General features: G+C 51.0%; 12 protein-coding genes. 9 read left to right on the top strand and 3 right to left on the bottom strand.

The genetic code is table 11. The features are described 5' to 3' along the window. Window positions 1–90: 90 nt before the first annotated feature. Complete coding sequence (fhuE, locus tag FDX19_RS12530) at window positions 91–2,277, bottom strand: ferric-rhodotorulic acid/ferric-coprogen receptor FhuE (protein WP_137382960.1); 2,187 nt, start codon at window positions 2,275–2,277, stop codon at window positions 91–93. A 348-nt stretch (window positions 2,278–2,625) separates the two neighbouring features. On the opposite strand from fhuE, the gene hinT reads away from it, so the two are divergent. From hinT to FDX19_RS12490, 8 genes are all read left to right on the top strand, one after another. Next, the gene (gene hinT / locus FDX19_RS12525; RefSeq protein ID WP_005121105.1) at window positions 2,626–2,985 is read left to right on the top strand and encodes a purine nucleoside phosphoramidase; all 360 of its coding nucleotides are present in this window, start codon (window positions 2,626–2,628) and stop codon (window positions 2,983–2,985) included. 2 nt (window positions 2,986–2,987) lie between these two features. Beyond that, the gene (locus FDX19_RS12520; protein ID WP_137382959.1) at window positions 2,988–3,362 is read left to right on the top strand and encodes a YcfL family protein; all 375 of its coding nucleotides are present in this window, start codon (window positions 2,988–2,990) and stop codon (window positions 3,360–3,362) included. 22 nt (window positions 3,363–3,384) lie between these two features. Next, window positions 3,385–4,017, top strand: a complete 633-nt coding sequence (lpoB, locus tag FDX19_RS12515; RefSeq protein ID WP_048212601.1) for a penicillin-binding protein activator LpoB — start codon at window positions 3,385–3,387, stop codon at window positions 4,015–4,017. Further along, window positions 3,998–4,822, top strand: a complete 825-nt coding sequence (gene thiK / locus FDX19_RS12510) for a thiamine kinase (protein WP_137382958.1) — start codon at window positions 3,998–4,000, stop codon at window positions 4,820–4,822. Before lpoB ends, thiK begins: the two co-directional genes overlap by 20 nt. Window positions 4,823–4,832: 10 nt before the next feature. Further along, window positions 4,833–5,858 (top strand): beta-N-acetylhexosaminidase, encoded by a 1,026-nt coding sequence (gene nagZ / locus FDX19_RS12505; protein WP_137382957.1) that lies wholly within the window; start codon window positions 4,833–4,835, stop codon window positions 5,856–5,858. Between the two features lie 21 nt (window positions 5,859–5,879). Then, window positions 5,880–6,422, top strand: a complete 543-nt coding sequence (gene ycfP / locus FDX19_RS12500) for an alpha/beta hydrolase YcfP (RefSeq protein WP_137382956.1) — start codon at window positions 5,880–5,882, stop codon at window positions 6,420–6,422. Window positions 6,423–6,658: 236 nt separating this feature from the next. Continuing rightward, complete coding sequence (ndh, locus tag FDX19_RS12495; RefSeq protein ID WP_048211961.1) at window positions 6,659–7,963, top strand: NADH-quinone dehydrogenase; 1,305 nt, start codon at window positions 6,659–6,661, stop codon at window positions 7,961–7,963. A gap of 168 nt (window positions 7,964–8,131) precedes the next feature. Beyond that, window positions 8,132–8,671, top strand: coding sequence for a glycine zipper 2TM domain-containing protein (locus FDX19_RS12490; protein ID WP_048211960.1), 540 nt, complete (start codon window positions 8,132–8,134; stop codon window positions 8,669–8,671). 56 nt (window positions 8,672–8,727) lie between these two features. On the opposite strand, the gene FDX19_RS12485 is transcribed toward FDX19_RS12490, so the two are convergent. Together FDX19_RS12485 and comR are read right to left on the bottom strand one after the other, a co-directional pair. Continuing rightward, window positions 8,728–10,908, bottom strand: a complete 2,181-nt coding sequence (locus FDX19_RS12485) for a TonB-dependent siderophore receptor (protein ID WP_137382955.1) — start codon at window positions 10,906–10,908, stop codon at window positions 8,728–8,730. A 253-nt stretch (window positions 10,909–11,161) separates the two neighbouring features. Continuing rightward, on the bottom strand, window positions 11,162–11,797 hold the full coding sequence (comR, locus tag FDX19_RS12480) for a TetR family copper-responsive transcriptional repressor ComR (RefSeq protein WP_137382954.1): 636 nt from the start codon (window positions 11,795–11,797) through the stop codon (window positions 11,162–11,164). Between the two features lie 243 nt (window positions 11,798–12,040). Here comR and bhsA point away from each other — a divergent pair, with 243 nt between their 5' ends. After that, on the top strand, window positions 12,041–12,298 hold the full coding sequence (gene bhsA, locus FDX19_RS12475) for a multiple stress resistance protein BhsA (protein ID WP_137382953.1): 258 nt from the start codon (window positions 12,041–12,043) through the stop codon (window positions 12,296–12,298). Window positions 12,299–12,308 lie beyond the last annotated feature (10 nt).

The raw sequence follows: 12,308 nt of genomic DNA, 5'->3' as shown, positions 1-12,308 counted from the left end.
GCTTAAGGAAACTTGAGCGGGCTTTTTGCATTTTAGCTTTTCGAGAAATCCACCTGACATGCAGGTGGATACTTTACAGACTGGGTATTATCAGAACTGGTAGCTGGCGGTGAGGCTGACGTTACGCGGCTCACCATAGACGATAGAGCCTTCGACATTGGTATCGTAGGTTTTATCGAACAGGTTGTTGATATTGCCCTGGATGGCGAAGTTTTTCGTTACCTGGTAGCGAGTGAATAAATCCACCAGCGCGTAGCTTCCCTGTTCTGCACGGAACGTGCCGTATGGCGTCACGGTATCGCTATACACGCGATTCTGCCAGTTAACTCCGCCCCCCACGGTCAGTGCCGGCAGGGCTGGCAGGTTATAACGGGTGAACAATTTTACCGTCGTACGCGGCAGGTTCGGATTGACGGCATTGCCTTGGTTGTCATCCGCAACGTACCGCGTTGCGCCGAAAGTCATCTGCCAGTTATCCGTGATCGCACCGTTCACTTCGAATTCAACGCCTTTGCTGACCGTTCCATCCATCGCTTTATAGGCGGTGTCGCCATTGCTTCCGGCGATTGGTACGCCAGTTGATTGCGCCACGTTATCCTGCTCGATGCGGAATACGGCGAGGGTGGTGGTTAAACGGCTGTTCATCCAGTCTGATTTCAGACCAACCTCGTAGTTGTTGCCTGTAATCGGGGCGAGATATTTACCGGAGCTGTCGCGTTTGTTCTGCGGCTGGAAGATAGAGGTATAGCTGGCGTAAGTGGACCAGTTATCATCGATGTCATATACCAGACCCGCATACGGCGTAGTGTGGTTTTGTTCCATGCTGTAGGTCAGGGTATCGATACGCCAGTTGGTATAACGCGCGCCGACGATCAAATGCAATGGGTCTGCCAGCGAAATGCGTGTCGCGGCGTACAGTGATTTCATGTGCGTGGTATCGTCCTGGGCCAGCGATTGCGGATTCCAGTTGGTTTCCGGGAAGTTACCGTCGTAGGTATAAAAGCTGCCTATTTCGTTGGGGAATACGTTCGCCCACGAGCTCTCATAACGGTTATTTTGCTTGCTGTAACTGCCGCCCAGCATCAGGTTATGCTGACGACCAAACAGGTCGTAGCCACCATCGGCAAAGAGATCGACGGCGTCGACTTTACGCTTGCCACTGTTCCAGCCTGTTCCACCAACGTAATCATAGCCCGGTCCATAGTTGCCATAGGGACCAATCAGGGTGCCGTCAGCTTTATTAACGTAAGCATCGACGTACATCATCTTGCTGTCGAACTTGACCTCGGAGTGTGTGGCATTCAGGGTTGTTTGCCAGGTATCCGCGAAACGCTGTTTGAGTGTCACGAAGACTTTGTTGATGTCTTTGTCATTGTAGGTCCAGTCCGGCGAGGTACTGCGCGAGCGGTCGTAGCTGTTTTTGCTACCATCGGTATTCCAGCGCGGCAAGCCGCCCCAGGTTGGACTGTTGATATCAATACGCTGGTATTCGTAACCTGCCGACAGGCTGGTGGTGTCGCCCAGATCGGCATCGACAATCCCCGAGAAAAACATTTTTTCATTGTTGTAGCGGTCAAGCCAGGAATCGTTATTTTGATAACCCGCCACGATGCGGGCGCGCACGTTGCCGTCTGCCGTCAATGGGCTTTGTAAATCAGTCACATAGCGTTGTTTATTCCAACTGCCGTATTCCGCGGAGACATTCCCCGTGAACTCGCGGCTGGTCGCATGTTTACGGATCATGTTAATCGATGCCGAAGGATTCCCCGTGCCGGTCATTAACCCGTTTGCACCACGAACCACTTCTACACGTTCAAATAAGGCCGTGTCAGAAAGGGCATCGCCGAGGTTCCAGCGGGATTCAAAATAGGTCGGGATCCCATCGACCATGTAGTTATCAATCTGGAATCCGCGAGAGAAATAGCTGCTGCGGTCAGAGTCCGCCTGGCTTTTGCTGATCCCCAGTGTGTTGTCCATCACATCGCCCAGTGTCTGGAGCTGCTGATCTTCCATACGCTGTTGGCTGACGATGCTGACAGATTGCGGGATATCTCGCTGTGTCATCTGCATTTTTGTGCCTGCGGATGTCGATTTAACGCTGTAATCTTGCTCATCACTGGATGCCGCGGAGGCTGAACCATCAACGATCACCGTCTCTTCTGCGGAGGCGGCGAGGCTGGTACAAGGCAATAACGCAGCCGCGATGCAGGCAGCCAGGAGGGATGGGACAATGGCAGAACGATGCTGTTCGTCCCGATAGTGTGTTGTGAAAGACATCGGAAAGTCCTTGATAATTTTTAATATTAAGTTCGAATCACGTGAGTGCGTAATGAACCCTTTGGCTGTTAATTATTTGCCTTGCATGAGAATGCAAATGCGAAATATACGCATTCATATTCAATGTGTAAACAAATGCTACGCATAAATGAAATATTGTTTCAGTACTATGTCTGAGCGATAGCGCCGGGAAATGGTTATAAGAACAGCACTGGCAGGGCTTTTTGCTTAAAAAATCGAGGGTTAAAGTTGAAAGAGCGTGAGTAACTCGCTCATACTCTATACTCGCAGAGTCACCCGGCGTAGCATGGCACAACGCATGGGCTCTAAATGAAAAAGGAAAACGTCGTGGCAGAAGAAACTATATTCAGCAAAATTATTCGTCGTGAAATACCCTCGGACATCGTATACCAGGATGAGCTGGTCACTGCGTTTCGTGATATTTCACCTCAGGCACCAACGCATATTCTGATCATCCCGAACGTTTTAATCCCAACCGTCAACGATGTGACGGCAGAGCATGAGCAGGCGCTGGGACGAATGATCACCGTGGCGGCGAAAATCGCTGAGCAGGAAGGCATTGCCGAAGATGGATACCGTTTGATTATGAACACCAACCGTCACGGCGGTCAGGAGGTGTATCACATTCATATGCATCTGCTGGGTGGACGTGCGCTTGGTCCAATGCTCGCGCATAAAGGTCTTTAATAATGACCAGAGGATGCATTGCGCTTACGTTGGGTCTGCTGTTGCTGGCTGGCTGCCGTTCACACCCGGAAATTCCGGTCAGTGATGAACAGTCTCTGGTGATGGAATCCACAATACTGGCGGCGGGTATCACCGCAGAGCCGCCTGAGTTAACAACGTCTGATATTCAGGCCTCTGCATCCTCACGACTCTATAACGAAAGACAAGAACCTGTCACCGTTCATTATCGGTTTTACTGGTATGACGCCAGAGGGCTGGAGATGCACCCTCTGGAAGCGCCACGCAGCATCACTATTCCGGCTCGTTCGTCGGTAACGCTGTACGGCAGCGCCAATTATCTGGGGGCGCACAAGGTTAGGCTTTATCTTTATTTGTAAGGGGTGAATCTTGAAGATTAAAATGAATCGCTACGCATTGATTGCCGCGCTGGCGATGTTTCTCTCTGGTTGTGTGGCTCAACGTGAGCCCGCGCCGGTAGAGGAAGTGAAGCCGGTGCCGGAACAACCCGTACAACCGCAACAGCCAGTTCCGGTTGTACCAACGGTGCCAACCATACCGCAGCAGCCGGGGCCGATTGAACACGAGGACCAAACGGCGCAGCCAACTCCACGTCAGCGTCATTATGACTGGAACGGGGCAATGCAGCCGATGGTCGGCAAAATGCTGCAGGCTGAGGGTGTGAAAGCTGGGGGCGTACTGCTGGTTGATAGCGTAAATAACCGTACCAACGGCTCGTTAAACGCGGGTGAAGCCACCGAGACTTTGCGAAATGCGCTGGCGAATAATGGTAAATTTACCCTGGTTTCTGCGCAGCAGCTGGCAGTAGCCAAGCAGCAGTTAGGTCTGTCGCCGAACGACAGCCTGGGAACACGCAGCAAAGCGATTGGTATTGCCCGTAACGTTGGCGCTCAGTATGTGCTCTATTCCAGCGCTTCCGGTAACGTCAATTCACCTGCGCTGCAAATGCAATTAATGCTGGTACAAACTGGCGAGATAATCTGGTCAGGTAAAGGTGCCGTTCAGCAACAATAACAGACTGACGCGCGATGAAGTTCTGTCGCGCTATTTCCCGCAGTATCATCTCGTCGCAACCAGCCAAAGCGGTTTGAGCGGCGGGAGCTGCATCATCGAACATCAAGCCCACCGTTTAGTGCTGCGCTGCCATCACGACCCTGACGCGCCAGAATCGCATTTTCTACGCCAGTATCACGCGTTAAAGCATCTGCCTGAGAATCTTGCCCCCAGACCCCGTTTTTATACGCGGGGGTGGATGGCAGTCGATTTTTTTCACGGTAAGGTAGAATCCAGATTACCGGAAGCCGACGAACTCGCAGGCTTACTGTATTATTTGCATCAGCAACCCCGTCTGGGCTGGCGAATCAATCTGTTGCCACTGCTCGAACAGTACTGGCAGTGTAGCGATCCGGCGCGCCGAACGCCACGCTGGTTGCAACTGCTAAAGCGGCTAAGAACTAAAGGTGAACCGCGTCCCTTACGTTTGGGACCATTGCATATGGATGTTCACGGCGACAATATTGTACGCACGGCGTCGGGACCGCGGTTAATCGACTGGGAATACGCCGGAGACGGTGATATTGCTCTGGAACTCGCGGCAGTGTGGGCCGCGGATGACTCTCAGCGCCGACAGTTGGTCGATGCCTATGCCAAACATGCGCATATTGAACCCGATGTCCTGTGGCGGCAGGTCAGACGTTGGCAGCTGTGGGTGATGATGCTGAAGGTGGGATGGTTCGAGTATCGCTGGCAACAAACCGGCGATCGACAATTTATCAGGCTGGCCGATGAAACCTGGCGGCAGCTAACAATAAAAGGATAAGGAGAGCAGTGTGGGCCCAGTAATGTTGGATGTCGAAGGGTATGAGCTGGACGCTGAAGAGCGTGAGATTCTGGCGCATCCACTGGTAGGCGGGTTAATCCTCTTTACCCGAAATTATCATGACCCGGAGCAGCTACGTGAGTTGGTTCGCCAGATTCGTGCCGCGTCGCGCAATCATCTGGTGGTGGCAGTGGATCAGGAAGGGGGGCGGGTCCAGCGCTTTCGTGAAGGTTTCACCCGTCTACCTGCGGCGCAATCTTTTGCTGCACTGCATGGGCTGGAAGAGGGGGGCAAACTGGCTCAGGAAGCGGGATGGCTGATGGCCAGTGAAATGATCGCGATGGATATTGATATTAGCTTCGCGCCCGTTCTGGATGTGGGGCATATCAGTGCTGCGATTGGTGAACGCTCTTATCATGCCGAACCCGCGAAAGCGTTGGCGATGGCGACCCGCTTTATTGATGGCATGCATGCGGCCGGCATGAAAACGACCGGTAAACACTTCCCCGGACATGGTGCAGTGACGGCGGATTCGCATAAAGAAACGCCAACCGATCCGCGTCCGGAAGCCGAGATCCGCGCGAAAGATATGTCGGTATTCCAGACGTTAATCACTGAAAACAAACTGGATGCAATTATGCCAGCGCACGTCATTTACAGTGATGTCGACCCGCGACCCGCGAGCGGCTCACCTCACTGGCTAAAAACTGTGCTGCGCCAGGAGCTCGGTTTCGATGGCGTGATTTTCTCTGACGATTTGTCGATGGAAGGCGCAGCAATTATGGGGAGCTACGCAGAGCGCGGGCAGGCATCGCTGGATGCAGGTTGCGATATGATCCTGGTCTGCAATAATCGTAAGGGTGCGGTCAGTGTTTTAGATAATCTGTCGCCGATCAATGCAGAACGTGTTACACGTTTGTATCATAAAGGTTCATTTTCACGTCAGGAACTGATGGACTCGGCTCGCTGGAAGACAGTCAGCGCCCAGCTCAACCAGCTTCATGAGCGTTGGCAGGAAGAGAAAGCAGGTCATTAACGCAAGTTTGGCGAGGATGCGATGATTATCTATTTACACGGTTTTGACTCTAACAGTCCGGGCAACCACGAGAAAGTATTGCAACTGCAATTTATTGACCCGGATGTCAGGCTGATTAGCTACAGTACGCGGCATCCTAAACATGATATGCAGCATCTGCTGAAAGAAGTGGACAAAATGTTGCAGCTTAATGTGGATGATCGACCATTGATTTGCGGCGTTGGGCTGGGGGGGTATTGGGCTGAACGGATTGGTTTCCTGTGTGATATTCGTCAGGTGGTGTTTAACCCTAACCTGTTCCCGTATGAGAATATGGAAGGGAAAATCGACAGGCCGGAAGAGTATGCTGATATCGCCACAAAATGTGTGACCAACTTCCGCGAGAAGAATCGCGATCGTTGCCTGGTTATTCTGTCGCGCCATGATGAAGCCTTGAACAGCCAGCGTTCGTCGCAGGAGCTGCATCATTACTATGAAATTGTATGGGATGAAGAACAAACCCATAAATTCAAAAACATCTCCCCGCATTTGCAGCGCATAAAAGCGTTCAAGACGTTAGGTTAATCTTTACCGGGCGTTTAGAAAACCAGCCTTCGGGCTGGTTTTTTTATCCTAAAAGTCTGGGTTGTCTATCTTTTCAGCATCAAAACTTGATACACATCAATTTTGGTATGACCAATGCACCGTTCGTGTTATTCTCAGTCTCGAAGAACATTTTCATTATCGTAACTTGTTGTTAATTAAAGGCTATGTGTATAACTTTTAATTAACAATTGGTTAATAAATTTGAGGGGGTCACGTTGACTACACCATTGAAAAGGATCGTGATTGTCGGCGGCGGTGCTGGCGGACTGGAAATGGCGACGCAGTTGGGTAAAAAACTGGGTCGTAAGAAAAAGGCAAAAATCACGCTGGTAGACAGAAACCACAGCCACCTGTGGAAACCGTTGCTGCACGAAGTGGCAACAGGATCGCTGGATGAAGGTGTTGATGCGCTGAGCTATTTGGCGCATGCCCGTAACCACGGGTTCCAGTTCCAGCTGGGTTCGGTGATGGATATCGATCGTGAAGCGAAGACCATCACGATTGCTGAGCTGCGAGATGAGAAGGGCGATCTGCTGGTCCCCGAGCGTAAAGTGCCGTATGACACGCTGGTGATGGCGCTGGGCAGTACGTCCAATGATTTCAACACGCCGGGCGTCAAAGAAAACTGTATTTTCCTCGATAACCCGCACCAGGCGCGTCGCTTCCACCAGGAAATGCTGAATCTGTTCCTGAAATATTCCGCAAACCTGGGCGCGAACGGCAAAGTCAATATCGCTATCGTCGGCGGTGGTGCAACGGGGGTAGAACTCTCCGCTGAGCTGCACAATGCGGTAAAACAGTTGCATAGCTATGGTTATAAAGGGCTAACCAACGAAGCGCTGAACGTCACACTGGTGGAAGCCGGGGAACGTATTCTGCCAGCGTTGCCGCCACGGATCTCCAGTGCTGCGCATAACGAGTTAACCAAACTGGGCGTACGTGTACTGACTCAGACGATGGTAACCAGCGCTGACGAAGGTGGGTTGCATACCAAAGATGGCGAGTACATCAAAGCCGATCTGATGGTGTGGGCAGCAGGTATCAAAGCACCAGACTTTATGAAAGAGATTGGTGGTCTGGAAACCAACCGTATCAACCAGCTGGTGGTTGAACCAACCCTGCAGACGTCGCGCGATCCGGACATCTATGCGATTGGTGACTGTGCTTCGTGCGCGCGTCCGGAAGGGGGTTTTGTGCCGCCGCGTGCCCAGGCTGCGCACCAGATGGCATCCTGCGCGATGAACAACATTCTGGCACAGATGAACGGTAAACCGCTGAAAGCGTATCAGTATAAAGATCACGGTTCTCTGGTTTCTCTCTCCAACTTCTCTACCGTGGGTAGCCTGATGGGGAACCTGACGCGTGGCTCAATGATGGTGGAAGGGCGTATTGCGCGCTTTGTCTACATTTCGCTGTACCGTATGCACCAGATTGCGCTGCATGGTTACTTCAAAACCGGCCTGATGATGTTGGTTGGCAGCATTAACCGTGTGATTCGTCCGCGTCTTAAACTGCACTAATACTGGCTTGTAATGCCGGATGGAATGCTTCATCCGGCACTTTCTTTCAGAGTTCTCTGAATCATGCTGCTTTACCCCCTCTCTCCGCGATTTTCATCCGTAATCTGATTGGCATTATTTACCTTCTGTTGCAAAGTTGTTGCTAATAGCAAAAAAGGAGGAAGTCCCGTGAATAAATCAATGTTGGCGGGTATAGGGATTGGCGTAGCTGCTGCGCTGGGTGTGGCAGCGGTGGCCAGTCTAAATGTTTTTGAGCGTGGCCCACAGTTTGCACAAGTCGTCTCTGCAACACCGATTAAAGAAACGGTAAAAACACCGCGCCAGGAGTGTCGTAACGTGACGGTTACTCACCGTAAACCTGTACAGGATGAAAACCGTATTGCCGGTTCCGTGCTGGGTGCGGTTGCCGGGGGCGTAATTGGTCATCAGTTTGGTGGCGGACGCGGCAAAGACATTGCGACTGTTGCCGGTGCGTTAGGTGGCGGTTATGCAGGTAACCAGATTCAGGGTTCAATGCAGGAAAACGATACGTACACGACTACTCAACAGCGTTGTAAAACGGTGTATGACAAATCAGAAAAAATGCTGGGCTACGACGTAACGTATAAAATTGGCGATCAGCAGGGCAAAATCCGTATGGATAAAGATCCCGGTACGCAAATTCCGCTGGATAACAACGGCCAGTTGGTTCTGAATAACAAGGCGTAAAATAGCGTTATCCTGAACATTAGCCCCCCATCGCTCAGGCTGGGGGGCTTTTTTTATTAGAAGGTTAAGGCATAGTTCAAACCAAAGGTGCGACCCCGGCCTTTGTATTCATATAAGGATGGACTGCCATAAGTCGGGCTGTAGAGTAACGGTGCACGCTGTCCCCAGAGAGTGGTGTACTCTTCATTCAGCAGGTTCTCAACGCTAAAGGTCAGTTTACCCAGTGGGAGCTGATAGCTGCCGATAAAGTCCATCGTATTGTACCCATCCAGCTTGTTGCCGCTGGCGTCGCTCAGGTCAAATGTCTGCTGACTCTGTACTCGCAGCGACCACGGTTCCGGTGCCCAGCCAACCCATGCGGTGGCTTTAGATGGCGAAGCCAGAGTGACATCCCATTTTTGCCATTTACCGTTTTGCTTCACTTCTGATTTAATGATGTTGAAGTTACTTCCCAGACTCCAGTCCGTATCAGCAATGAAATAATCCACCGCGCCTTCAAGGCCATAAATCCGGCGATCGTCGGGCTTTACGTTAATGGTCATATCGTCGCGGTTAACGACGATCGATTTATCAGACGTGGAATAGTAAGCGGCGAGCTGTGTACGCAGATTATCGCCGGTGTAGCGCCACCCCAGTTCGTAAGAGTTAACTTTAATGCCTTCCAGGCGTGAATCCGCTACGTTAACGCTGCGCTGGAGCTGATAATGATCGCCAACCAGCGAGTAGGTACCGTTGCCGTAGTATTTTCCGGGGTCGGGAAGTTCCACACCTTGCGAGAAGTTGAACCAGGTCTGCTGGCGATCGGTCAGGTGTGCGAGGATGCCCGCGTTAAACAGGAAGTTATCATAGTCTGCTTTGCCACCGGGGATACTATCAGCAGAGTTCGCCAGGCCCGTTGCGATGCCTTGTTGCTGCGGATAGCCGACAAAATCATCAACGCGGTTTTCAGTCCACTGGTAGCGGATACCGCCGCTGAGCGTAAAGATGTCATTAATGTCGTAGCTGTTTTGCAGGAAAGGCGCAAAGTTGGTGATGCTGTAACCGGGATAGCGCCCGGTGGTGTAGGCCGTTCGGTTATCCATACCGCCGGAGGGGAGGGAATAAGCCAGATCGAAGAATTCTTGATTGGAATCGAATGTTTCGTGATCGGCGTCGATCCCCCATGTCAGTTCCCAGTTTTCCATCAGCTGGCTGTTGAGGGTGATTTTGGCACCAAACTGGTCAGTATCCTGTTGTGATGCGGAGAAACTGGTGACCTTACCTTTGCTCAGCGTAGGGAAGGGATAGAATTTAAGTGATTCGTCACGGTAATAGATCTGGCTGACCAGATTCTGGCCGAAGAAATTGGCATCGGAGTATTGCAGACTGATCAGATGCCGTTCCGTGCCGGGGATACGGTCGGAATTGAGACCGCTGCTGGTACTAGCGTTACCGGTTCCCGTTACGGCGGACATATTCTTGCCGAGATCCAGTCCGTAGTCGTCATCGCCCTGGCTTTTGTAGTACTGCGTAACCAGCTGCAGCTGGCGGTTGTCATCAAGCTCAATCGTCCCGGTACCCATCAGGTCCAGGCGGTCGGAATGCTGCAAACCGGTTTGGGTATTATCGAGCATTAAGGCGTCGTGGTTGGCATCATACCACCCCCCAAACCGTTGATAAGCGACAGACATGCGTCCGGAAGCGCGGTCGGTTCCTCCGCTAACTGCGGCGGCAACCCGTTCGTCATGATCGTTACTGTTGTTGAATCCGCTTTTGCTGCCCAGCTCGAGTTCAACTTCACGCTCAGGCTGACCTTTTTTGGTGACGATGTTGATCAAACCACCGGTACTTCCGCCGCCATACAGCGATGTTGCCCCGGAGATAACTTCGATGTGGGCAATATTAAACGGATCAATGGCGTCGAGCTGACGGCTGTCGGTGCGGGAAGAGTTGAGACGAACACCGTCAATAAGCACAACGATGGCGCGACCACGCATGTTCATCCCGTAGTTGGTCCGTCCCTGGCTGCTGACGTCGATTCCGGGGATCAACTGAGCAAGAACATCCTTAAACTCTTTCCCCCCCTGAACCTGCTGTTCAATCTCTCTGCCTTCGATAACCCATGTAGTTTGTGCCATTTGAGACACAGTACGTTGGCTACGGTTGGCGCTGACGATGAGATCTTCTTCTTCTGCCGCCATTGCCGGTAGGGTTAAAGACAGTAACAGAGGATTGAGCACCCAGAGATGCTTATTCATTTGTATTCCTTATAAAATTTTTTGGTCTGTTTTTATTTTTACGGCATGGAAACCGATCGTTACATTATGAAACAGGCATTAAAGCAAATGCGAATATTGCTGATAATGATTGACATTATCAATGTATTTTACAAAAGAAATGCATTAACCTAATGAAAACAATAAAGAATGTAGGGATTAAGAAGTGCCGTTTCTACCGGGAGCAGCGTAAGCTCCCGGTGATGACATTAAGACGTGGGTCGTGTTGAAAGGGTTAATCTTTAATCAGTTCAGGCCACAATCGTAACGTGGTGTGCGCGATTTGCATCAGTTTTTCGAATGTGGCTCCTTCGCGGGCGCTGATCGACATACCCTGCAAAATACAGTTCAGATATTCAGCCAACTTTTGTACATCGCAGTGTGCCGGTATTTCGCCCTTTTCTTGTCGTTGATGCAGAAACTGAGCCAGCGTCTGCTCCTGCATGGCGTGACGGGATTTCACCGTGTGCGCAATGTCCCGGGAGGAGGCGGCCAGCGTGGCTGATGTGTTAATCATAAAGCATCCCGCAGGCGTGTCTTTACTGGTGAAGCAGGTCGCTATGGCGGTGAAATAGTCCTCGAGTGCGGATTCGAGGTTTTTTTCTTCACAAAACAGTTGGGCTTCGTGTTTTGCCGCGAAGCGACTGATATAGCGGTCCAGCACGGCACGAAACAGTCCTTCCTTATTGGTAAATTCTGCATACAGCGTCGGCGCTTTTGCCCCGGTTGCTTCTACGAGATCGGCGAGCGATGTCGCTTCATATCCGTGCTGCCAGAAGAGTGTCATGGCCTTATCAAGCGCGGCTTCCCTGTCGAACACTTTTGGTCGGCCACGGCTTTTTTTTGCACAACTTGTCGTTTCAGTTGTCATGGTGCCGTTGTACCTGGTTGGGTTTATTGAATAACCATTATAAAAATAATCGCGCAGACACTCCAGTGCATTCACGATAAAAATAATTCAACGCTATTGATATGAAAAATAAGACCTTTATGTTTTATATAACAATCGTTATAAAAAAATGTTGACGTGTGACCTGGATCACATCTATGATTTACCTATCGATCGTTAAGTTAATTACTTACGGCACACATTCATCTGCTAAAGGTCACTATCATGAAAAACGTAAAAACTCTTTTTGTCGCTGCTGTCCTGAGCTCACTCTCATTTGCAAGCTTTGCCGCTGTTGAGGTTCAGGCTACACCTGCAGGCCAACAGAAAATCGGTATTATCTCTGCCAACGCCGGGACTAACTTAGGTTCTCTGGAAGATCAACTGGCACAGAAAGCAGATGAAATGGGGGCGAAGTCATTCCGTATTACTTCTGTTACCGGTCCTAACACCCTTCACGGGACTGCAGTTATCTACAAATAAGTTGTAAACC

Source organism: Citrobacter sp. wls619 (assembly GCF_005281345.1).
Classification (GTDB): Bacteria; Pseudomonadota; Gammaproteobacteria; order Enterobacterales; family Enterobacteriaceae; genus Citrobacter.
This window is presented reverse-complemented; position numbering and strand designations above follow the sequence as displayed.